The following is a 20,169-nucleotide window of genomic DNA, read 5'->3' as shown; positions in this document are numbered from 1 at the left end:
TTATTTTTTTAGAAGAGCATCCTTTCCTATATCACGATGCTCCAGCCTGATTCCGTATTCTTTTGTTTCGATCAGCCTGTCATACAAAACCCGTGCCAGTGTCACCGAACGGTGTTTGCCGCCCGTACATCCGATTGCAATGACAAGGCTTGTCTTGCCTTCCTTTGCATAATTCGGAATCAGAAATTTCACCATATCATCAAGTTTTGCCGCAAACTGTCTGGCAATTTCATTATCCATCACATAATCGAACACACCTTCATCCTGCCCTGTCAGCGGACGAAGTTCATCTACATAATATGGATTCGGCAGAAAACGCACATCAAATACAAGATCCGCATCTTCCGGTATGCCGTATTTGAATCCGAAAGACAAAACCGAAATCATCATGTTGCTGAACTTACCATTATCTACAAAAATATTGTTCAGTTCTTTTTTGAGTTCTCTTGTCAGAAGATGCGTCGTATCAATAATATAATCTGCTCTTTTTCTTAAGAATTCTGTCTTCCGGCGTTCCTGCCGGATACCGTCATCCACTCTTCCGTTAAGCGCAAGCGGATGGCTGCGTCTTGACTCCTTATAACGCTTCACAAGAACTTTGTCTTCTGCATCCAGAAAAAGAATTTCAAAAGTATGTCCTTCTGCTTTAAGCTTATCAAGCACCACTTCAAGTTCTTCCAGCGCCTTACCGCTTCGTGCGTCAATTCCGATGGCCGCATTCTGCACATCTTCTTCCTGCGATCCGCTCATCAGCGAAACGAATTTCCCAACGAGCGGAATAGGAAGATTATCTACGCAAAAATAACGGGCATCTTCCAGCATTTTCAGAGCTGTTGATTTACCTGCCCCGGAAAGTCCGGTCACTATTACAAGTCGCATATCTTATCTCCCGTCAAATCTGCCGAGAAATTTCACCTCCGGTTCAAGTTTTACACCGAATTTCTCGTATACAATATCTGTCACATTTTTCATAAGTGTTGATACATCTTCAGCAGTTGCACCTCCGGTATTGATCACAAAACCGCAGTGCTTTTCAGACACCTGCGCCCCGCCGACACGATAGCCGCGAAGATCACTGTCCATGATCAGTTTTCCGGCAAAGTAACCTTCCGGACGCTTAAATGTACTTCCTGCGCTCGGATACTCCAGCGGTTGTTTCTCGATTCGCTGCGCACTTAATTTTCTGCTCAGCGCGGTAATTTCTTCGATATTGCCTTTCTTAAGTAAAATCACTGCTTCCAGCACGATATATCCGGCTGTCTTTATGATACTGGTTCGATATCCAAGCTCCAGCTTATCCGCCGGTATCCTAAGAATCTCACCATCCTGGTTCATCACGGTAACTTCTTTAAGGACATCTTTCATTTCACCGCCATAGGCACCTGCATTCATGGTCACAGCTCCGCCGAGTGTTCCCGGAATGCCTCCCGCGAACTCAAAACCGCTCAGAGAAGCCCTTCTTGCTGTTGCTGCGATTGTAGAAAGGAGCGCACCTGCTGCCGCCCGTATTTCCATACCATTTACCGTAATTTCACCCAGATTGCGATCGAGCTGAATGATCACTCCACGATAGCCATGATCGCTGACCAGCAGATTGCTTCCGTTTCCGAGAATAAAATACGGAATTGCTTCCTGACGGCACTGTCGGATCACCCATGCAATCTGCTCATAGGATTCCGGCATCACAAACACTTCTGCCGGTCCGCCGATCCGAAATGTCGTGTGATCACACATCCGTTCCTCAAAGCGAACTCTCTCGTTTCCGAGCTGTTGACAAAATCTCTGTTTTATTTCTTTATTCACAGATTGTGTCCTCTATCTTTCTTTTTTATTTTCTCCGTAAGAAGATCTTTCACCACTTCACCGGCAATCAGCATTCCCGCTGCACCCGGAATAAAAGAAACACTTCCCGACAACATATGCTCATGGGTTTCTTTCTGTTTTCCGATGCGCCGTTCCCTGTATGCCTTTTCTCTGGAGCACAGCACCTTGACCTTACGGATATTTTTTTTGCGAAGTTCTGCACGAATAGCTTTTGCCAGAGGATCATTGCTGACTCTGGAAATATCTGCTATCTCAAGCCGCGCAGGATTGATCTTATTATCTGTTGCAAGGCAGGAGATCACCGGGACGCGACATTTCCCCGCCCGCTCTATCAGGAGCACTTTGGATGCTGATACATCCATGGCATCCACAATATAGTCAAAGGACTGCAGATCAAACATTCCCGCAGTTTCTTCATTATAATATGTTTCATATGTGTGAACAAGAATGTTCTCATCAATATCCCTGATATGTTCCTTGGCTGTCTGGACTTTCTTTCGTCCGACGGTAGACTGTCCTGCATACAGCTGTCTGTTGATATCAGACTGCACGATATCTTTATGGTCTACCAGCGTAAGGCTGCCTACTCCACATCGTGCCAGAGCTTCCACTACATAAGAACCCGCACCACCGATTCCAAAAACTGCAATTTTTGCGCTGCCAAGGCGGTTCACAGCTCTGGTTCCCATCAGAATTTCCATGCGAGAAAACGCATCATACATGTGCAAACCTCCCTATGATTTTCATATTATTCAAACTTTCTCTATCCCCACTCCGTTTGATTATACTATTCACGCAATCGAATGTACAGTTTTTCATAGTTTTTTTAGAATTTGCGTATGAATTTCTGTAACTTCCATATAATATCCATCAATTCCCCCTGAAATAACATCTTGCCGAAAGGAGTACGGTTATGTGGCAGCAGATTTTTCTGATTTTCGTGGGCTTAAGCTCCGGTATCATCATTGCCGGTGGTGTCGTCGGTCTGATGATCGGTCTTTCTATCGTTCCACGCTACGCAGGAATCACGCATACCGCGGATCACATGCTGTTATACGAAGACATGACTTTTCTCGGAATTGTACTCGGAAATCTTTTCTGTCTGTTTCAGCCTTCCCTTCCACTGGGGAACATTTTTCTTATCTTATATGGTATCTTTTCCGGTATTTTTCTGGGAAGCTGGATTCTGGCTCTTGCAGAAGTTGCCGATGTCTTTCCCGTTTTCTGTCGGAGAATTCATCTCACCCGCGGGCTTCCCGTCATTATTATTGCCATTGCCGCCGGAAAATTTGCAGGATGCTTCCTATTTTACTTTCTCAGATGGCAATAAGCCCTCTCATTATATGCATAAAACATATAAAAGTCAAAAGAAATCCTGTCTTTTCGCAAATATTTTTATATCTCCCCAAAATTTATCAGGAAAGGAATGATTTTATGAAACAACCCGCACCCGGAACCAAAACTTATAAAGAAAATCAAAAACGCTACGAAAAATATGTAAACAGCATCACCCCCTCGCACAGCCTGCTGCTCAACATGGCAAAAGCCTTTCTGACCGGAGGACTGATCTGTGCGTTCGGGCAGCTTATTCTCAATACTGCCATGACGATTGGCGCAGACCGCGAAACCGCCGGCAACTGGTGTTCTTTACTTCTCATCCTGAGCAGCGTCATCTTAACAGGATTAAATCTTTATTCCAAAATCGGCAAATTCGGCGGCGCCGGCAGTCTTGTACCGATTACCGGGTTTGCCAACTCCGTTGCAGCTTCCGCGATCGAATACCGTGCAGAGGGACAGGTTTTCGGTATCGGCTGCAAAATATTTACCATTGCCGGTCCTGTCATTCTCTATGGGATCCTAAGTTCCTGGATTCTCGGACTCATCTATTTTATTGTTCATCTTATGGAGGTGATGTAATGTCTGTAGGAAAGCAAACAGGAAAAGCAAGTATTTTTTTTACCGACCCGGTATATATTCAGAGTGCAGCCTCTGTCGTTGGGTCAAAAGAAGGAAGTGGTCCGCTAAAAGAATATTTTGATATGATCTGCAAAGATTCCATGTTCGGCGAAAAGACATGGGAAAGTGCAGAAAGCACCATGCAAAAAGAAGCCGCCACACTCGCAATCGGAAAAGCCGGGCTTACTCCCCACGATATCCGTATGGTATTTGCAGGTGATCTTCTCGCCCAGACAATTGCCTCCTCTTTCGGCATTGCAGAAATGGGAATTCCATTCTACGGGCTGTATGGTGCCTGCTCCACCATGGGGGAATCCCTTTCTCTCGGAGCGATTGCTGTATCCGCAGGCTATGGGGCACATATCCTTTGTGCCACTTCCAGTCACTTTGCAACTGCAGAAAAAGAATTTCGTTTTCCACTTGGTTATGGTTCCCAGCGCCCGCTCTCTGCCACCTGGACCGTTACCGGAAGCGGTGCCTGCGTAATTGGCGCAAAACCGCCTCGCAGCTGTTCTCTTCCCGGTTCATCTCCGCTCGCCCACACAAACGGGTATGCAGCCATTACCGGCATAACAACCGGAAAAGTAATTGATTTCGGTTTTCACGATTCACTCAACATGGGTGGCTGCATGGCACCTGCCGCATGTGATACGATCCATCGAAATCTTGAAGACTTTTCACGTTCTCCGGAAGATTACGATGCCATCATCACCGGCGACCTTGGCATGATCGGTCAGCACATTCTTCTTGATCTCCTTGCCGAAAAGGGAACAGATATTTCATCCGTACATCAGGACTGCGGACTTCTGATCTATGACAATCAGGCACAGGATACTCATTCCGGCGGAAGTGGATGTGGATGTGCGGCATCCGTTCTCACCGCCTGGCTTCTGCCACGTATCGCCAGCGGAGAACTGAAACGGGTTTTATTTGTCCCGACCGGTGCCCTGCTCTCAAAAGTAAGTTTTAATGAGGGTGTCCCCGTCTCCGGCATTGCACATGGAATCATCCTCGAACACATTCCCCGTCCCTGCAAAGGAGGTAAAAACTGATGGACTATTTTAATGCATTCTGGACCGGCGGCCTCATTTGCGCCCTGGTTCAGATTCTTCTGGATAAAACTAAACTGCTGCCCGGCCGTGTCATGGTTCTTCTCGTCTGCAGCGGTGCCCTTTTAAGCTTTCTCGGGATCTATCAGCCGTTTGTGGATTTCGCCGGTGCCGGCGCTACGGTTCCCCTGCTCGGTTTCGGGCACACATTATGGAAAGGTATGCAAAAAGCAATTTCTGAAGACGGCTTTCTTGGATTATTTACCGGTGGTTTTACTGCCTGCGCCCTCGGGGTCTCTGCCGCTTTGATCTTTTCATATCTGTCCTGTATGATCTTCCACCCGCAAATGAAAGATTGAGGTAAATTTCATGAGTGATACTCTGTATATGCAGATAGACATGAATATTCTCGTAAAGCATCCCCATGTCTATCTGCAGGACATTGCAAGACTTTCCTGTACCAGCACCAAAGCTCTCAACCGCCTCCGGGTACTTCCCGTCATAAACTTAGAACCGGACACTCCCGGACGTTATACAATGTCTGTGATGGATCTCGTCGATCTGATTCAGAAAAAGGAACCGGATCTTGATATCACTCCGCTCGGAGAACCGTCTTTCATCCTGACATACCGGCCGGCAGGGAAATCACAGACGGTTTTTGATATCCTGAAAGTGGTTTTTATATCACTTGCTTCTTTTTTCGGTGCTGCTTTTTCGATCATGACTTTTAACACCGATGTCGATGTCGGAACACTTTTTAAGCAGATTTACCAGCAGGTGACCGGAAATATCTCCAGTGGATTTACGATACTTGAAATTTCCTATTCCATTGGACTTGCTGCCGGTGTTCTTTTCTTCTTTAACCACTTCGGGAGAAAGAAGTTTTCTGCTGATCCTACCCCCATGCAGGTGCAGATGCGTCAATATGAGGATGATGTAAACACTACGCTCCTTGAAGAAAGCAGCCGGAAAAAAGCTTCTTCCTGACCGGCATTTTGTAATTTCTTTGTATAATCCAAAATAATTTTGTTGCTTTCTCGCTTTTTTTCGTTTATAATGTACCATATTATCATTTTACAACGTTAAAGGAGCGAAAATATGAAAAAGTTATGGAACAAATGGACTGAAATTGCTCTGGTCAAAAGAATCCTTGTCGGACTTGTACTAGGAGCGATCCTTGGTCTCACAGTCCCGGGAGCTACCGGTATCTCCATCCTCGGAGATGTCTTTGTAAGCGCCCTGAAAGCAATCGCACCTCTTCTGGTATTCTTTCTGGTTATCAGTTCTCTGTGTAACGCAGGAAACTCCCACGGCGGTGTTATCAAAACGGTCATCATACTCTACATGTTCAGTACCGTACTTGCCGCTGTCATTGCCGTATTTGCCAGCATGGCGTTCCCGGTAAAACTTACACTTGCCACTGCCGCAGCTACAGATACAGCCGCACCTCAGGGCGTTGCCGAAGTATTAAACAATCTTCTTTTAAATGTGGTTGCCAACCCGGTATCTTCCCTTGTAAATGCCAACTACGTCGGCATCCTTACGTGGGCAATTCTTCTCGGACTTGCATTCCGTGCAGCAAATGAAATAACCAAAAATGTACTGAATGATATCGCAAACGGAACATCTGCTGTTGTTTCCTGGATCATCAACATGGCTCCGTTCGGTATCTTCGGTCTTGTATTCAATACCGTATCCACAAATGGTCTGGAGATTTTCACTACTTACGGAAAATTGCTTGCTCTGCTGGTAGGGTGTATGCTCTTTATCTACTTTGTGACTAACCCGCTTCTGGTTTACTGGTGTATCCGCAAGAATCCATACCCGCTGATCTTCCACTGTCTGAAAAGAAGTGCGCTGACCGCATTCTTCACCAGAAGTTCCGCAGCCAACATTCCTGTCAATATGAAAGTCTGTGAAGAGATGGGACTTGACCGTGATACTTATTCTGTAACAATCCCGCTCGGTGCTACGATCAACATGGATGGTGCCGCAATCACGATCACCGTCATGACCATGGCAACGGCATTTACACTTGGTATCCATGTAGATATCCCGACCGCGATCATCTTAAGCCTTCTTGCAGCACTGTCTGCATGTGGTGCATCCGGTGTTGCCGGCGGATCTCTGCTTCTGATCCCGATGGCATGCTCCCTGTTTGGTATTTCTGATGACATTTCCATGCAGGTCGTTGCAGTAGGGTTCATCATCGGTGTTATTCAGGACTCTGTGGAAACAGCCCTGAACTCTTCTTCCGACCTTCTTCTGTCAGCATCTGCTGAGTTCAGACAGTGGCGCCTGGAAGGAAAAGAGATCAAATTCAAATAATCGCACGCAGGCGGTTCAGAATTTTCTTCTCCATTCGCGAGATCTGAACCTGTGACACGCCGAATTCATCTGCTACTTCCGTCTGAGTCATCTCCCGGAAATAGCGCATGTAAAGAAGCTTTCTTTCCTCCGCGTTCAGACTTCTGAGAAGCTCTTCAAGAAAGATCTTGTTCAGAAGTCTGTCGTGGAGGTTTTCTTTTTCCGGGATCTTATCCAGAAGTCTCAGTTCATTTCCCTCACCCTGATAAATGATCTGATAAATAGATTCCACATCATTTGCCGCATCCATGGTCATTGCCAGTTCTTCCGGCAGCATCTGCACACTCTCCGCCAGTTCTCCAAGCGTCGGTTCTCTCCCCAGTGCTTTTTCCAGCTCTTCTCTTTTTCGCCCGATGCGATACTGATTCTCTTTAACAGATCTGCTGACCTTCAGGATTCCGTCATCCCGCAGGAAACGTTTGATCTCTCCGATGATCATCGGGATAATGTATTATAGTGGAAATTTTGAAATTTCCTTTATCCAATAGGGTAATTATCTTGAATAAGATATATGAAATTTTACACGCAAGAAGATATATCCCCTTGCGATGTATTAACTATAGAAATGTAATTTACTGTAGTGTCAAAAGATCATTATACTCAATTTCAACATAATCATTCGATATTTTAATCTTTTTGATATATTCACGTACAGTCTTCTGTCTTTCATTGAAAGACATGAACTCCCAGCTGTCAGCAACACTTTTGAATGCTTTAGCTCTTGCTGTCATATCTTTAGCTCTGGTGTTCTTTAATGTGTACTGTTCTATCTGTGTATTCAGATTTTCCAGTTCTTTATTGATCTCACCAATTGTCTCCAGCAGGACACTATTATTGGTATCGGATGCATATAAATTATACAGGGATTTCAGCTTACCTTCAAGAACTGATTTTCTCTGGTTCATAGCTTCAAATCCTTTTTGATTTTGCTGTTCTGATTTTTCCTCGATTACCTCATACTCCTTTGATAATTTCAGCATATCACTAACAACAACATCTTCAACTTCAGCTGCATCCAATTTTCCGTTCTGGCAATTTGGATTCTTAACCAAGTGCGGTTTACTATGGTCTAATGAGTAACAGTAAATCATCACTCTTCCACCGCTCCATTTTTGATAACGCATCTTTGCCCCACATAATCCACAATATATTAACCCAGTAAGTAAATACTGTGATTTATGAGAAGTTGCTCTCGTTCTTGTTTTTCGTAATTCCTGAACTTCATCAAACAGTTTTTTATCAACTATCGGCTCATGAAGACCATCAACGATTTCTTTATTATATTTGAGCTTTCCAATGTATGTCACTCTGGACAACATATCGGACACTTGCTTGTCTCCTTTTAAATCGAACATCTTTGCCAGTGCATACGTGGAATAGCCTTCCTTATATAATTCAAAAATCTTTCTGACTGTTTCTGCATCTTTATTTGGCACAAGAACGTCATCACCGTTATTATAGTCATAACCAAATGGTGGTTTCGTCCCTCTCCATTTTCCGGTTTTGATTCTCTCTGTAATTCCCATCTGTGTACGTTCACGAATGTTTTCACGTTCATACTGAGCAAATACAGATAAGATACCTACCATTGCTTTTCCATATGGTGTTGTTGTATCAAAGTTCTCATTTAAAGAAATAAATCCAACATCATTTGCTTCAAACACATCTTCAAGAAGATAAATCGTATCTTTCTGGCTTCTGGACAAACGATCAAGTTTAACAACTACAACTGATTCCACTTTGCCCTCTTGAATTTCTTTAATAAGACGTTTCATCTCCGGTCGATTCAAATTGCTTCCTGAATAGCCACCGTCAATATACAAATCATAATTATCAATCTCCTGATAATTACAATACTTTTCAAGCTTCTCCGTCTGAGCACCTACTGAATATCCTTCTTCAAACTGAAAATTTGTAGAAACTCTGATATACAATCCTGTTTTTTTATTATTTGAGGTATTCTTTCCAATTCTTATGTTTCTCACCTCGCTCTTTCCTCCTCTCACGTACACTATACCATCTTTTCAGAGAAATTTCAACTTATTTTATTTATTAAAGTAAGTTATATAAAATTTCTTCTTTCAGCTGCATCGACTTTAATATTATCAACTGCTCCCATCTCTTTATTCATCTGATATAAGATCTGACGAACTACCGGGGAATCCAATTTGAATCTTTCTAAATCTTTATCTTCGATCACATTACCATTTGCATCATATCTTCTTACAATTTTTAATGCCATCGCAATCCCTCCCTTTATAAATCATATTCAATCGTCTCTAAAAAATCACCAGAACCTCTCGTCCTGTATTGTCATTCTTTTGTGTTGTCTACATTTTATGACGTCGTTTTCTGTTGAATTGTCGAAAGCAGGAATATCATTTCTCGCTTTCGTTCATTCCCATTTGAATCCGTACCGCTTTCAGCACCCGATCCAGGCTCCACTTATTTACTCTTCCGCATTTCTCAATAATGCATTTTGTAGAAATGCTCATAACCTGTTCAGCCAATGCCAGGCTTCCTTTTCGAATCCCTGTCATATCGTATTTACTGATAAATACATGTGTTGGTAAATATCGCTTCTTATATATTCTTGATGTCAGCGGAACTACTGTAATGACTGAACTGTATGTATTGGCTTTATTATTGCTCACTACGATCACCGGTCTTACACCACCCTGAACAGATGTTGTAGGAAACATACCGAGATCTGCCCATAAAATATCTCCTCTGCGGATTGTCATTTGTCCTCTCTCCAATCTATTATTTTTATTTGTAAAGCATCCATAGCGCTATATTGGCTCCACAGGAATACGGCAGAGTTTCTTTCCCATAAGGAAAGCTCTGCCGCATAACCTCTATAGCCAATTTGATTATTAAACAGTGCTCGCTCGATTCTATTTATCCTCGATACCCCGAATCGTTACTCCTGCATATGCAGGAAGGGAATAATAACCTGCCCGAATGCATACTCCGGACCACAACCCAAAAACTCTCGTTTCCAGGCTCCAGCAGTTCATAGGTTTACCAGTTACAGACTTCTCAGGATCTGCAAGTGTATCGCATCTCATACATATCATCGCATCACCAGCCTGCCAGCTGGCTTCGGTCAGTGCTTTTTCGCAGCATTACAGACTGAACTAAAAATCTTGGTTTTGTCTTATAATCCTATAGCGGCATCTTCCTCGTGCTCTCTGCATGAAATGTCACGTCAGTTATTATTGGATATTCAGTTATCATGGTTCATTTTAGGAAGTCCTTTAACTTCCTCTAATTACTAAAGTCAAATGACTTTGGCAGATGCAAAAGATTTTGAAAAATTTTTTAAAAAAATTTATTCATATACATTTCACGCATCTTATTAAGAGTGGATTTCAGCTTGTATGACAGCATCTGTCTGGAAATCCCCATAATCTCCGCCATCTGTGTCTGTGTCTTGTTTTCAAAGAAAATGCCATAAATAATCATGCGTTCCTCTGAGTTCAGCTGATTGATCACTTTGTGAATATCCTGCTGTTCCATTTTTGTCAGTACACAGTGCTCCACATCGCAGTTCAGATCTGGAAAATCCTCAATCATGAAGCCTTCTCCATCAATGGACTGACCACTGTAAGGTACTTCTCTCAGCATCTTATCCACAACCTCACCCAGTTCGTTCTTAATCTCAACTTTTTTTGCCTTGCTGCTTCTATAAAAATTATTCATCGCATACGCAACTTCTTTTGTAATCTCGATCATTTCTCCATCAATATTTGCGTAATACTTTCCTTCATAAAAATATGGGTGTTCAATATACATATCCGTTCCTCCTGAATTTGAAATCTTGTTGCTCGTTTCAAATCCAGAAGGCGGACCTCTGTTTAGAATCATGCCTGCTCCGCCTTTATCCTGCCGGGATACGCCCGCAGTTATTGGCTGAGAAATTCAGGCACGAAAAAAAGCCCCAGTAGTTTTTTCTTAACTACTGAGGCTTTCGTCTCTTTCTTGTATTCAGTTATCTATGCCTTCTTTCATCAGCATAATCATTGTATCAGGATAAAGTTCACAAAGTATCCGCAATATGTTCCCATAAGTTCATATCATTATTGGAATCGTACATATTTCAGTATAAAAAGTTCACCGTGTTATTCTTCTACTTCTTTTCCATCTATATATAGTTGAAATTTATCAGGATTATTGACTACATCATAGTCCTTTCCATATTCTACAGGTCTGTATTCGGCTGTCATTACCGATTCCCCATCTTCAATATCCTCTTTCCATAAATAGATGTTCATATCAAGACTCGTCGCATATCCCCTGTCTGTGGAGAATTTTGTCGAATAAAAAGAATCATCCTTGTACATCTGCAAAAGCTCTCTTACAAACGCTTCTCTATCCTCAATATTTTTCCGGTTAGCAACCACGGTTAAATTTTCATCCCGATTTACGGAAAATGTTCCAACTACATCCGGTTCGCCTTCCTTATGACCAGATTCAGATTTCCCATAAATACTTCCTGCAGCAATTATCAAGATCACTGCTCCTGAAATCAATGCAATTATCTTTTTCTTCATATTTTTATTTTCCTTTTAGTTTTTTTACTGCGTAATTGATTACTTCTTCCGGTGTAGGTCTTTCTCCTTTAAGTGTCATTTTCTTCCATTCTTCCTGCACAGCCGGATCAGGATTATCAAATCCTGCATCTATGGCTATCTGCATTTCTCTGCGTACTTCTTCTGGTGTTGTGTTGTACTTTTCTGCAATCTTCTCATAAATAGTTTTTTCTCTCATTCATTTTCCTCCGATATATAACTGGATTTACAACTTGTTCTATAGAACCAATTTAGCATATTTCTATTATCATGAAAAGACACTTTACAACTTAAATCTGAATAAATGGTCAAAAAAAGAAGAGCTACTTGCTCTTCCCAGTTTGTCATATCACTCTTCCAATAATGTGTGAATTACTTTGATGATTTTTTTCTGTTCTTTGATTGGAAGTTTTTCAATTTTTTCTGTCAGTTCATTTGTAACACCTGTAACTGAATGTGCCACAACATCAATTAAAAGAGTATCTGCAGAAACATCTAACGCATTTGCAATTGCAACAAAGGTATCCAATTTTGTAACTTTCAAGCCTCTCTCTATTACACTCACATGCGTCGGGCTTAAATTTACTAATGCAGCCAGTTCCTCTTGTGTGAGATTTTTTGCTTCTCGTGCCGATTTGATTCGCTGTCCTACTGCTTTCAAATCCATCGTAACACCTCCTCCGGAACGAATAATCGTTCTGGATTTAGTATACTTGTGGATGTCTTCAATATACAGAATCGCAAAACCAAGTTCTAATTCTATAGAACTATATTTCAAGATTTTCTTTGCATTTTCGTAAAAAAGCGTTATGATTGAATCAGTTAAATCAAAGGAGGTATCAAATCATGAAATCACATAAATACTGGTCCTTAGGCGCACTTTTCTGTATGTTGGGATGCATTTATTCTGGAATCAAAAAATCTATGACTGCACATAAATACTTTGCCTATTCTTCATTGCTTTGTATTGGCATGTCCATTTATTCCGGTCACAAACTGGTTTCTCCAAAGAAGAAAAAAATCACTGAATCAAATAATAGTGAGAATAGTTAAATGAAAATTTGACCTTTATTCATCAAAGACAAAGTTGCTGGAGAATATTTTTTCTCTCCAGCAACTTTCTTTATCTTTAAGCCATTGAAATACAATACTGTCCAATCAGCTTCGTCCAACTATTATATTTATTCTTTTCACACACCTTTCGGCAAATTTCATTTTCCATCAATACACAGAACATCTTATCATAATCAAATGCCCAAACAGCACCATTCACATGGTTTTCCACTGCTTTCTGATCTATGCTCTTTAAGCGTGTGACCATTTTTTCAATTTCTCCATTTCCCAAGTTACCGATATTTTTGCAGATAAACCGAAAGAAATTCAACGTTGCATATTCGTCATGCCAATGGAACTCTTCTGGATTGTTTTTAATTTTACTGGCTCGTTGCTGTTCTTTGATTATCTGATCAGCTACACCTTTCATCGAATCTTCGTATCTCATATTATTCACCTACTCTTCCTCTACGCCCAGTGACGGTTTAAATCTTTTATCCTTTGCCTGCGGTACCACGATCTCATAAAAATAAAATCCTAAATACCCAAGTGCCTGCTTCTTCATTTTATAAAATGAAGTCCTGCCTATTCCTAACTCCTGTTGTACTTCCACATCTGTCTTATTATAATGACTGCAAAAACAGGAATGAAGGATCTCACTGAGCATCACACCATTCGGTGCATAGAACTTAACCAGTGTCATTCCACGATAGATCATATCTGACAAGCCATAAATGATCATCAGGTTATTCATTTCCCGGTGCATCTTTGGCACATTCAGCTGATTGTTATAAATGCTCAGATAACTCAACGCATATGCCATATCTTCATTGATTTTCTCCTGGCACTCCATATCCAGTTCTTCTAACACAATCTGATTTTCCAAAATCAATTTCTGATAGCTTGTCATCAATTCTTTAATATCAGTATAATGTCTTTCAATCGTTACTTCCAAATAATCCTGTGCATGGCTTGCCATCTGGAAGGTAATCTCTTTCATTGATTTAATTGCATAATCTCTGTCTGTCATCAGTTTCAAAATCTCCTTATCATCATCACACTAACTGGCGGTCTTTCAGACCAGTTCGCTTTCCCCATGATTTTGATGGGAAGCAATTACTTACTACAACTTGCAGAAGCGGATATCCAAAAGGCATTGTGGGAGCTGCCTTTGCTGACCGGAATCCATCTTCTTATGTAAAACCTGCAGGAATAAAAAGGGAAAGTGACTATCCCTGCCGGTTAATAATCCAAATAATATCGTCTATACCAAGCTCTCCTTATGCTGTTTTTCTCTCCATAAACCATTTATCCACTTCGTAAAACAAGTGGCTTTCCTGCCCTTGTATCATACAGGTGTACATCATTCCTACACCGCCTGCCTTTCTGCTGGCGCATCGCTCGATTTTCAAAATTCTGTCAATGCTATACTTTCTTCCATCCTCCCATGTAAAAAATATGGGAACCAGCTGTCCGTTTTTCCGAAACTCTGCTACTACATCTACATATACTTTGTTCATGCCGACACCTCACTATAAAATCTCAATTGCTCTTGGCGATGCCGGGATTCTGCGGATATATCCATTTAACTCCAACTGCTTGATTCTGGAAAATGCTGATGATGTTGATTTCACCCCGATCAATTTTCCAAATTCCCGTATTGTCGGTGGATATCCATGTTCATTGGTATATCGTAAAATACACTGATAACTTTCTTCCTGTTTTCTGGTTAATGCTTTTTTCAAATCTATCCCTCCAATTACCCATGGAAATAACTATGTGGATGGATCGTGTGCGTACCAGCGTCTAAGTGGGATAAGACTTTATCCTGATACATTGCCGCTCGCTGTATACTGAAATAACCAAACCGTCGTCTGATCTCATCTACAGTACGATCCAGCTTCTCTAACTTTTCCTTTTTCTCCTGATTTCCAAATAAATCCAACTGCACGGGAATATCATCTAACACAAGATCCGCAGCTCGGATTCCCAGGCTTCTAATGGGATGTTCCCATTTGTAATTATCTTTAAATAGCTGAAATGCTGCAGTTACAATCTCGTTTGTAATATTCGTTGGCTGTCGTAAATGTATCTGTCTGGAAAAACTATACAATCGATTATCTCGAACTGTAATTTCTACTGTTTTGCATTTAAATCCATGTTTCCGCAATCGTGCAGCTACACTTTCTGCCAATGCTATTTGAATGATCCAGACATCCAGATCATTTTCCAGATCTCTCGGTGTTGTAGTGCTATTACCTATCGACTTTACTGGTGCTTCATATCCTTCCTTGCAAACCGGATCTTCATCCCAGCCATTTGCGAAAGCCCATAATACATTTCCTATTTTTCCAAAATGACTCTCTAACAACTTTTCGTCTGATTCCGCAAGTTGCCCGATTGTCCGGATTCCAAGTTTTTGCAATTTCTTATTTGTCTGTCTTCCGACATAAAGCAAATCTGACGCTGGAAGCTGCCATATCCTGTCTTTATAATTTTCTCGATTAAACTCTGTGATTGCATCCGGCTTTTTATAATCTGAACCAAGTTTCGCATAAATCTTATTCCAGGAAATTCCAATACTTACCGTTACACCCAGTTCGTATTTAATCCGATGGCTGATTTCTCTTGCAATCGTCATTCCGCTTCCTTTCAGATTTCTGCTGTCCGATACATCCAGCCAGGCTTCATCAATTCCATATGGCTCAATCTTGTCCGTATACTCCGAATAGATTTCTCTTGCCATCTTTGAAAATCTCAAATACAAATCCATCCGTGGTGGTACAAATATGATTTCCGGACAAATCTGTTTTGCCTGCCATAATGCCATTCCGGTCTTTACACCTTTTTGCTTTGCAATATAATTTGCTGTCAGCACAATCCCATGTCTGGCTTCCGGATCGCCACCGACTGCCAGCGGCATTCCGGCAAATTCCGGATGATGCAGCATTTCTACACTGGCATAAAAACAGTTCATATCACTATGCAGGATCACACGCTCACTCAAACTTTTCACCTCCCAGCTGTTTCCTTCAACATGATGTCTTATCAATTTTTGTATGTTTAGTATATATCGACATTCCGGAGATAGTCAAGTAACATCTTGGTTGTATTTTCTCCATTTTGGAGATTATTGTTGATTTTATTTCTAACATACGGTATAATGCATATAGAAAATTCAAATAGAAATGAGGCGAACAAATGCGTGATTTCGGGGAAATATTAGCAGAAAATAGAAAAAAGAAAGGATACTCTCAATCAGATCTGGTAGACCTGCTTTCTCAGGAAGGTATTCAGGTCACTACAAAAGCAATCTCCAAATGGGAGACCAATGCACGAGAACCAGCTTTACATGTTTTCCTGACACTTTGCCAGTTACTTGATATCGAAGATATATATGAATCCTTCTTTGGAGAAAACCCATATAACATTATGAGTGGATTGAATGAAGAAGGCAGAAATAAATTGATTGAATTTGCTGATATTTTGAAAGCTTCTAAAAAGTTTTCTCCACTGTCTGCAAAAATTATCCCATTCCATCATCCTGTAGAAATTACCTGGGAACCAGTTTCTGCTGGTACTGGAAATTACCTGGAGGATTCTGTAAAAGAAACCTATGATGTAGGACACCTTGCTCCTGAGCAGACTGACTTTGGTGTACGGATTTCCGGTGACAGTATGGAGCCACTTTATCATACAGACGATGTTGCATGGATTCAGAAAAAAGATTCTCTTGCTAATGGTGAAATTGGAATCTTCTATCTCAACGGCAATACTTACATCAAGGAATTACACGATGAGCCAGATGGTGTTTATCTGATTTCTTTAAATCAAAAATATCGTCCTATCCAGGTTTTGGAATCTGACTCTTTTAAGATTTTTGGAAAAGTAATCGGGAAATGCAAAGGTGCAGAAATTCCGGGATTTCATTAGACTTCAACAGCAGGTTCATGATCCTGCTGATAACAATAAGCAAAGGAAGTGATTGAATGGCAATCAATAATACACTAAAAGATATTCGTGAAGAACGGAATCTCATTCAAGCAGATTTGGCTGAAGCCATAGGTTCCTGCAGCCAGACTATAGGCCGCATCGAACGTGGAGAACGTAATCCCTCTCTTGAGATTGCAATCCGGCTGGCACATTACCTGAAAGTGCCTGTAGAAGATATTTTTCAGGTTGAAGACTGAAACACAGCTGCCAGAAAACCGAGGAGTAAAATCCCCGGTTTTCCTTTTGCTCAAAAATCAGTGTAATCCTTTTACGAAATCCGCTGCGTTTTTCATATCTTCTTCATTCGGATGGTCTTTAGCAATACCTCCAACCAGTTTAAATGGTCCGAATGTGTCATACCCTTTACAACCAAATTTTCCAACCACACTGGCATGTCTTTTATCCAAAATCTGCTCTATGGTTTTATAATTCGCACTCCCGCCATAAGTACAGATCAGAAATATCTTTTTGTCGTCCGGTAGATTCTTCTCTGCAAATTCCAATATCGACTGATGAAACTTTGAAAAATAGATTCCTGATGCAAACCCAATCATATCATAACTGCTCAGGTCTGCATCTGGCTGTTTCACAGCATCAATCAAATCCACCTGACATTCTTCTGCGATCCTCTTTACTAATTTTTCTGTATTTCCATGATGCACAGATGCGTATACTATCGCTGTTCTCATTTTTCTTCCTTTCCGTCTGCTCCGTCAATCAGGTCATAGCTCATATCCAAAAAGTCCAATATCTTCGCTTCACTGACTGAACCATCCAGTAAAATCGTGATCCAGTGCTGTTTATCCATATGGTATCCTGGTAAAAATCCATAAGTCTGAATAATCATGCTGGTCATTTCTGGATTGCACTTTACATCCATAATGTCAACCAGATCATTTCCCTCTAATCCCAGTTTCGATTTTTCAACCGTCATGATCACTGCATACCATTTTCCATTTTTATGTCGAAGTACTGCACTGTCCGATAGTTTACTCCATAAATATTCCGGCATTGTGCCATACTGTTTCTGCACATATTCAAAAATTTCTTCTTTCTTCACAATCTATTCAACTCCTGATTTTTCTGATATCCTGCCCATAATCATACCACATTTTCGTATCCCATACTACCTGCCAAATTCTTTTGCATTTTTCCGGTTCTCCTGACTTTAACTAATAGAGGGGTAAAACAGCAAGGACAGGAAGTGAGGATACACTTCCGGGAAATCCCAATTTAGGGAACCCTGCCCTAAATTGAAAAAAACGCTGAAAGCAACGATACTACTGCCCTCTCAGAAAGGAGAACCCGCCAATGGCTGAAAGAAAGAGAAACAAAGAAATCCATTTCTATGTCACCGAAGAAGAACGAAAGCTAATCCGCAGGAAGATGATAGAATCAAAGACAAAAAACATGGGAGCTTATCTGCGCAAAATGGCAATCGACGGTTACATCGTCAACACAGATACCACTCCACTTAAGAAACAGTATGAGGAAATGCACAAGATTGGTGTAAATATCAACCAGATTGCAAAAAAGGTAAATACCACCGGAGATCTATATCCAGAAGAAATGCAAGAATTGAAAGAGATGGTGAAAGAATTATGGCGTATCTTAAGATCTTCCCCATTAAAGTAACAGACAAGAAAGCTCTGGACTACATCACGAATCCAGATAAAACAGATGAAAAACTGTTAGTTTCCAGTTTTGGCTGTTCCCCGGAAACTGCGGATTTGGAATTTGCTCTCACCAGAGAAGCAGCAAAAAAGAACGTAATGGACAAAGGCGATAACCTGGCATTTCATCTGATCCAGTCATTTAAACCTGGAGAAGTTAATGCCGAAACTGCCCATCGCTTAGGTCAACAATTTGCTGACGAAGTGCTGAAAGGAAAATATGAGTACGTGATCAGCACACACGTTGACAAAAATCATATTCACAATCATATCATCTTCAACGCTGCAAGCTTTGTTGATCATCACAAGTATGTTTCCAATAAGCGGAGCTACCACAAACTCTGCAGAATCAGTAATCGTATCTGCCATGAAAATGGACTTGTCACCAGTATGCCAACCGGAGAAAAAGGTAAAAGCTATAAAGAGAACATGGAATACCATCGTGGCACCAGCTGGAAAGCCAAACTGCGTGTCGCAGTTGATAAAGCAATCTGGACTTCCATCAACTATGAGGAATTCCTACAAAAGATGCAGTTAGCAGGATATGAAGTTCGACAGGGAAAACATTTATCCTTCCGTGCACCGGAGCAGAAAAACTTTACTTATATAAAATCTCTTGGAAACTATTATTCAGAAGAAAATGTCCGCATCCGTCTGGCTAAAAATCGTAACAAAGTAAAAACTCCAAGGCATCTGTCCAGAGAAGCTCGCCTGTATATCAATATTTCCACCTATGTAACAACAGGCAATCGTGAAGGATTTGAACGATGGGCAAAACTCAATAACCTGAAAGAAGCGGCTCGTACCTTCAACTATCTTTCTGAAAATAACCTGCTGAATTATGAAGATTTCCAGCAGCATGTTTCTGACATTGAAGCTTCTGTTAAAGCTGCCGATCAGAAGATAGTGGAAATCAGCAATGAACTGACTACACAGAAAGTCATCCAGAAACACTGTGATTCTTACCGTCTCTGCCGTAAAGTGATTGAAGATTGCAAATTTTCTAAAAATCCAAAAGCATACCGGACCAAGCATCAGACAGAATACCAGCTCCACGATTCACTAAAAAAAGAGCTTCAGGATCTCGGTGTCACCAAAATCCCAAGCTCTAATAAAATCCAGAAGCGGATTGAAAATCTTGAATCTGAACAGGATGCTACTGTCCGGGAAAAACAGGAATTGCAGAAAAAGCAGAAAACCCTAGAGATCATTCAGCAAAATTTCACTGCACTGCTCGATGCTCCTGAGATCAGTTCTGACTTACTTCAGGCAAAACGGGAATCTGTTTCTGTCACAAGAGATAAATGAAATTGCACTGACAACCCAATTATTCTCTTCCACATCATCCCAAGGTTTCAGCCCCATTTCCTCCCAGGTGACACCATACGGTGCACCTCAGGAGGTATAACCGGCAATAACGAAAAATCTGTCATCTTTCAAGATTTCTTCTTTAGCCAGATTATCTCTTGTTTCTTTTTTCTGTTTTGCTCGCCTCTGCTGCTTCTTTTGTTTCGCAATCCTTCTTTCTTTAATACGCCTACTGCGTGACTGATACTGGGTTTGCTAAATCCCATGTGCCGGGCAAGGTCAATAGAACGCAACATACCACTTTTCTTTTGTAATACAAGTATAGCTTCCAAATAATCTTCTCCGGATACATGAAGTTTCATAATCGCCTCC

Annotated in this window: 29 protein-coding genes and 1 pseudogene; 11 read left to right on the top strand and 19 right to left on the bottom strand. The window is 41.3% G+C overall.

All coding sequences use genetic code 11. The features are described from left to right. Genes rapZ through H8Z79_RS02875 form a run of 3 tightly spaced genes read right to left on the bottom strand, consistent with a single transcriptional unit; the run spans position 1 to position 2,546 of the window. Positions 1–879, bottom strand: coding sequence for an RNase adapter RapZ (gene rapZ / locus H8Z79_RS02885; RefSeq protein ID WP_015542245.1), 879 nt, complete (start codon positions 877–879; stop codon positions 1–3). Positions 880–882: 3 nt separating this feature from the next. Continuing rightward, positions 883–1,803, bottom strand: a complete 921-nt coding sequence (gene murB / locus H8Z79_RS02880; RefSeq protein ID WP_118039837.1) for a UDP-N-acetylmuramate dehydrogenase — start codon at positions 1,801–1,803, stop codon at positions 883–885. Further along, positions 1,800–2,546, bottom strand: coding sequence for a tRNA threonylcarbamoyladenosine dehydratase (locus H8Z79_RS02875; protein ID WP_015542244.1), 747 nt, complete (start codon positions 2,544–2,546; stop codon positions 1,800–1,802). The genes murB and H8Z79_RS02875 overlap by 4 nt, the downstream gene beginning before the upstream one ends. A gap of 191 nt (positions 2,547–2,737) precedes the next feature. Between H8Z79_RS02875 and H8Z79_RS02870 the strand changes: the two genes are divergently transcribed. The 6 genes from H8Z79_RS02870 to sstT all read left to right on the top strand — a co-directional run bounded on the left by H8Z79_RS02870 (position 2,738) and on the right by sstT (position 7,157). Then, positions 2,738–3,154, top strand: coding sequence for a stage V sporulation protein AB (locus tag H8Z79_RS02870; RefSeq protein WP_015542243.1), 417 nt, complete (start codon positions 2,738–2,740; stop codon positions 3,152–3,154). 104 nt (positions 3,155–3,258) lie between these two features. Beyond that, positions 3,259–3,741, top strand: coding sequence for a SpoVA/SpoVAEb family sporulation membrane protein (locus H8Z79_RS02865; protein WP_015542242.1), 483 nt, complete (start codon positions 3,259–3,261; stop codon positions 3,739–3,741). Continuing rightward, positions 3,741–4,832, top strand: coding sequence for a stage V sporulation protein AD (locus H8Z79_RS02860; RefSeq protein WP_118039838.1), 1,092 nt, complete (start codon positions 3,741–3,743; stop codon positions 4,830–4,832). The genes H8Z79_RS02865 and H8Z79_RS02860 overlap by 1 nt, the downstream gene beginning before the upstream one ends. Next, positions 4,832–5,188, top strand: a complete 357-nt coding sequence (locus H8Z79_RS02855) for a SpoVA/SpoVAEb family sporulation membrane protein (protein ID WP_015542240.1) — start codon at positions 4,832–4,834, stop codon at positions 5,186–5,188. The genes H8Z79_RS02860 and H8Z79_RS02855 overlap by 1 nt, the downstream gene beginning before the upstream one ends. 10 nt (positions 5,189–5,198) lie before the next feature. Then, positions 5,199–5,816, top strand: coding sequence for a stage V sporulation protein AA (locus H8Z79_RS02850; protein WP_015542239.1), 618 nt, complete (start codon positions 5,199–5,201; stop codon positions 5,814–5,816). A 111-nt stretch (positions 5,817–5,927) separates the two neighbouring features. Further along, on the top strand, positions 5,928–7,157 hold the full coding sequence (gene sstT / locus H8Z79_RS02845; RefSeq protein WP_118039839.1) for a serine/threonine transporter SstT: 1,230 nt from the start codon (positions 5,928–5,930) through the stop codon (positions 7,155–7,157). On the opposite strand, the gene H8Z79_RS02840 is transcribed toward sstT, so the two are convergent. The 8 genes from H8Z79_RS02840 to H8Z79_RS02805 all read right to left on the bottom strand — a co-directional run bounded on the left by H8Z79_RS02840 (position 7,150) and on the right by H8Z79_RS02805 (position 12,437). Continuing rightward, a complete protein-coding gene (locus H8Z79_RS02840; protein ID WP_225876899.1) occupies positions 7,150–7,635 on the bottom strand; it encodes a sigma-70 family RNA polymerase sigma factor in 486 nt (161 codons plus the stop codon). The genes sstT and H8Z79_RS02840 overlap by 8 nt on opposite strands. A gap of 133 nt (positions 7,636–7,768) precedes the next feature. After that, positions 7,769–9,181, bottom strand: a complete 1,413-nt coding sequence (locus H8Z79_RS02835) for a recombinase family protein (RefSeq protein WP_055057334.1) — start codon at positions 9,179–9,181, stop codon at positions 7,769–7,771. A 77-nt stretch (positions 9,182–9,258) separates the two neighbouring features. Further along, positions 9,259–9,438, bottom strand: a complete 180-nt coding sequence (locus tag H8Z79_RS02830; RefSeq protein ID WP_008688169.1) for a hypothetical protein — start codon at positions 9,436–9,438, stop codon at positions 9,259–9,261. A 136-nt stretch (positions 9,439–9,574) separates the two neighbouring features. Then, the gene (locus H8Z79_RS02825; RefSeq protein ID WP_055057333.1) at positions 9,575–9,940 is read right to left on the bottom strand and encodes a type II toxin-antitoxin system PemK/MazF family toxin; all 366 of its coding nucleotides are present in this window, start codon (positions 9,938–9,940) and stop codon (positions 9,575–9,577) included. 580 nt (positions 9,941–10,520) lie between these two features. Next, entirely contained in the window at positions 10,521–10,994 is a 474-nt protein-coding gene (locus H8Z79_RS02820) for a sigma factor-like helix-turn-helix DNA-binding protein (protein WP_172677496.1), read from the bottom strand. Between the two features lie 326 nt (positions 10,995–11,320). Next, complete coding sequence (locus H8Z79_RS02815) at positions 11,321–11,752, bottom strand: hypothetical protein (RefSeq protein WP_024720748.1); 432 nt, start codon at positions 11,750–11,752, stop codon at positions 11,321–11,323. Positions 11,753–11,756: 4 nt separating this feature from the next. Then, on the bottom strand, positions 11,757–11,969 hold the full coding sequence (locus H8Z79_RS02810) for a sporulation initiation factor Spo0A C-terminal domain-containing protein (RefSeq protein ID WP_024720749.1): 213 nt from the start codon (positions 11,967–11,969) through the stop codon (positions 11,757–11,759). Positions 11,970–12,119: 150 nt separating this feature from the next. Next, positions 12,120–12,437 carry a helix-turn-helix domain-containing protein gene (locus tag H8Z79_RS02805; RefSeq protein WP_008688152.1) on the bottom strand — a complete coding sequence of 106 codons (318 nt, stop codon included), beginning with the start codon at positions 12,435–12,437 and terminating at the stop codon, positions 12,120–12,122. A gap of 179 nt (positions 12,438–12,616) precedes the next feature. On the opposite strand from H8Z79_RS02805, the gene H8Z79_RS02800 reads away from it, so the two are divergent. Continuing rightward, on the top strand, positions 12,617–12,823 hold the full coding sequence (locus H8Z79_RS02800) for a DUF6219 family protein (RefSeq protein WP_024720750.1): 207 nt from the start codon (positions 12,617–12,619) through the stop codon (positions 12,821–12,823). Between the two features lie 76 nt (positions 12,824–12,899). Here H8Z79_RS02800 and H8Z79_RS02795 read toward each other — a convergent pair whose 3' ends face one another. The 5 genes from H8Z79_RS02795 to dinB all read right to left on the bottom strand — a co-directional run bounded on the left by H8Z79_RS02795 (position 12,900) and on the right by dinB (position 15,830). Then, entirely contained in the window at positions 12,900–13,271 is a 372-nt protein-coding gene (locus tag H8Z79_RS02795) for a hypothetical protein (RefSeq protein ID WP_008688148.1), read from the bottom strand. Positions 13,272–13,280: 9 nt separating this feature from the next. Beyond that, complete coding sequence (locus tag H8Z79_RS02790) at positions 13,281–13,853, bottom strand: hypothetical protein (RefSeq protein WP_008688147.1); 573 nt, start codon at positions 13,851–13,853, stop codon at positions 13,281–13,283. A 250-nt stretch (positions 13,854–14,103) separates the two neighbouring features. Next, the gene (locus tag H8Z79_RS02785) at positions 14,104–14,343 is read right to left on the bottom strand and encodes a hypothetical protein (protein ID WP_024720751.1); all 240 of its coding nucleotides are present in this window, start codon (positions 14,341–14,343) and stop codon (positions 14,104–14,106) included. 12 nt (positions 14,344–14,355) lie between these two features. Then, a complete protein-coding gene (locus tag H8Z79_RS02780) occupies positions 14,356–14,568 on the bottom strand; it encodes a LexA family protein (RefSeq protein ID WP_024720752.1) in 213 nt (70 codons plus the stop codon). A 14-nt stretch (positions 14,569–14,582) separates the two neighbouring features. Next, entirely contained in the window at positions 14,583–15,830 is a 1,248-nt protein-coding gene (gene dinB / locus H8Z79_RS02775; RefSeq protein ID WP_024728258.1) for a DNA polymerase IV, read from the bottom strand. A gap of 194 nt (positions 15,831–16,024) precedes the next feature. On the opposite strand from dinB, the gene H8Z79_RS02770 reads away from it, so the two are divergent. Continuing rightward, entirely contained in the window at positions 16,025–16,756 is a 732-nt protein-coding gene (locus tag H8Z79_RS02770; RefSeq protein ID WP_024720754.1) for a helix-turn-helix domain-containing protein, read from the top strand. A gap of 56 nt (positions 16,757–16,812) precedes the next feature. After that, positions 16,813–17,013: a helix-turn-helix transcriptional regulator gene (locus tag H8Z79_RS02765; RefSeq protein ID WP_005344265.1), complete on the top strand. Its 201-nt coding sequence runs from the start codon at positions 16,813–16,815 to the stop codon at positions 17,011–17,013. Positions 17,014–17,070: 57 nt separating this feature from the next. Here H8Z79_RS02765 and H8Z79_RS02760 read toward each other — a convergent pair whose 3' ends face one another. Together H8Z79_RS02760 and H8Z79_RS02755 are read right to left on the bottom strand one after the other, a co-directional pair. Further along, positions 17,071–17,505, bottom strand: coding sequence for a flavodoxin family protein (locus H8Z79_RS02760; protein WP_024720755.1), 435 nt, complete (start codon positions 17,503–17,505; stop codon positions 17,071–17,073). Continuing rightward, positions 17,502–17,876, bottom strand: coding sequence for an MmcQ/YjbR family DNA-binding protein (locus H8Z79_RS02755; RefSeq protein ID WP_024720756.1), 375 nt, complete (start codon positions 17,874–17,876; stop codon positions 17,502–17,504). Before H8Z79_RS02755 ends, H8Z79_RS02760 begins: the two co-directional genes overlap by 4 nt. Before the next feature lie 251 nt (positions 17,877–18,127). Here H8Z79_RS02755 and H8Z79_RS02750 point away from each other — a divergent pair, with 251 nt between their 5' ends. Together H8Z79_RS02750 and H8Z79_RS02745 are read left to right on the top strand one after the other, a co-directional pair. Then, a complete protein-coding gene (locus H8Z79_RS02750; RefSeq protein WP_161286424.1) occupies positions 18,128–18,451 on the top strand; it encodes a MobC family plasmid mobilization relaxosome protein in 324 nt (107 codons plus the stop codon). Next, positions 18,418–19,797 (top strand): relaxase/mobilization nuclease domain-containing protein, encoded by a 1,380-nt coding sequence (locus H8Z79_RS02745; protein ID WP_186582087.1) that lies wholly within the window; start codon positions 18,418–18,420, stop codon positions 19,795–19,797. Before H8Z79_RS02750 ends, H8Z79_RS02745 begins: the two co-directional genes overlap by 34 nt. A 209-nt stretch (positions 19,798–20,006) precedes the next feature. Here H8Z79_RS02745 and H8Z79_RS02740 read toward each other — a convergent pair. Continuing rightward, a pseudogene (locus H8Z79_RS02740) lies at positions 20,007–20,159 on the bottom strand (metal-dependent transcriptional regulator); the annotation flags it as partial. Between the last annotated feature and the right edge of the window lie 10 nt (positions 20,160–20,169).

Origin of the sequence: Blautia intestinalis, from assembly GCF_014297355.1 — a bacterium.
Classification (GTDB): Bacteria; Bacillota; Clostridia; order Lachnospirales; family Lachnospiraceae; genus Blautia_A; species Blautia_A intestinalis.
Note: the sequence above shows the minus strand (reverse complement) of the source record. Positions and strands in the feature narration are given on the sequence as shown.

Bases quoted from the DNA above. Each gene is read 5' to 3' on its own strand.
- H8Z79_RS02860 (WP_118039838.1), top strand. From the start codon at position 3,741: ATGTCTGTAGGAAAGCAAACAGGAAAAGCAAGTATTTTTTTTACCGAC.
- H8Z79_RS02830 (WP_008688169.1), bottom strand. From the start codon at position 9,438: ATGGCATTAAAAATTGTAAGAAGATATGATGCAAATGGTAATGTGATC.
- H8Z79_RS02855 (WP_015542240.1), top strand. From the start codon at position 4,832: ATGGACTATTTTAATGCATTCTGGACCGGCGGCCTCATTTGCGCCCTG.
- H8Z79_RS02770 (WP_024720754.1), top strand. From the start codon at position 16,025: ATGCGTGATTTCGGGGAAATATTAGCAGAAAATAGAAAAAAGAAAGGA.
- H8Z79_RS02825 (WP_055057333.1), bottom strand. From the start codon at position 9,940: ATGACAATCCGCAGAGGAGATATTTTATGGGCAGATCTCGGTATGTTT.
- H8Z79_RS02795 (WP_008688148.1), bottom strand. From the start codon at position 13,271: ATGAGATACGAAGATTCGATGAAAGGTGTAGCTGATCAGATAATCAAA.
- H8Z79_RS02805 (WP_008688152.1), bottom strand. From the start codon at position 12,437: ATGGATTTGAAAGCAGTAGGACAGCGAATCAAATCGGCACGAGAAGCA.
- H8Z79_RS02810 (WP_024720749.1), bottom strand. From the start codon at position 11,969: ATGAGAGAAAAAACTATTTATGAGAAGATTGCAGAAAAGTACAACACA.
- H8Z79_RS02870 (WP_015542243.1), top strand. From the start codon at position 2,738: ATGTGGCAGCAGATTTTTCTGATTTTCGTGGGCTTAAGCTCCGGTATC.
- rapZ (WP_015542245.1), bottom strand. From the start codon at position 879: ATGCGACTTGTAATAGTGACCGGACTTTCCGGGGCAGGTAAATCAACA.
- sstT (WP_118039839.1), top strand. From the start codon at position 5,928: ATGAAAAAGTTATGGAACAAATGGACTGAAATTGCTCTGGTCAAAAGA.
- H8Z79_RS02875 (WP_015542244.1), bottom strand. From the start codon at position 2,546: ATGTATGATGCGTTTTCTCGCATGGAAATTCTGATGGGAACCAGAGCT.
- H8Z79_RS02760 (WP_024720755.1), bottom strand. From the start codon at position 17,505: ATGAGAACAGCGATAGTATACGCATCTGTGCATCATGGAAATACAGAA.
- H8Z79_RS02745 (WP_186582087.1), top strand. From the start codon at position 18,418: ATGGCGTATCTTAAGATCTTCCCCATTAAAGTAACAGACAAGAAAGCT.
- H8Z79_RS02865 (WP_015542242.1), top strand. From the start codon at position 3,259: ATGAAACAACCCGCACCCGGAACCAAAACTTATAAAGAAAATCAAAAA.
- H8Z79_RS02800 (WP_024720750.1), top strand. From the start codon at position 12,617: ATGAAATCACATAAATACTGGTCCTTAGGCGCACTTTTCTGTATGTTG.
- H8Z79_RS02785 (WP_024720751.1), bottom strand. From the start codon at position 14,343: ATGAACAAAGTATATGTAGATGTAGTAGCAGAGTTTCGGAAAAACGGA.
- H8Z79_RS02765 (WP_005344265.1), top strand. From the start codon at position 16,813: ATGGCAATCAATAATACACTAAAAGATATTCGTGAAGAACGGAATCTC.
- H8Z79_RS02815 (WP_024720748.1), bottom strand. From the start codon at position 11,752: ATGAAGAAAAAGATAATTGCATTGATTTCAGGAGCAGTGATCTTGATA.
- H8Z79_RS02840 (WP_225876899.1), bottom strand. From the start codon at position 7,635: ATGATCATCGGAGAGATCAAACGTTTCCTGCGGGATGACGGAATCCTG.
- H8Z79_RS02820 (WP_172677496.1), bottom strand. From the start codon at position 10,994: ATGTATATTGAACACCCATATTTTTATGAAGGAAAGTATTACGCAAAT.
- H8Z79_RS02750 (WP_161286424.1), top strand. From the start codon at position 18,128: ATGGCTGAAAGAAAGAGAAACAAAGAAATCCATTTCTATGTCACCGAA.
- H8Z79_RS02850 (WP_015542239.1), top strand. From the start codon at position 5,199: ATGAGTGATACTCTGTATATGCAGATAGACATGAATATTCTCGTAAAG.
- H8Z79_RS02790 (WP_008688147.1), bottom strand. From the start codon at position 13,853: ATGACAGACAGAGATTATGCAATTAAATCAATGAAAGAGATTACCTTC.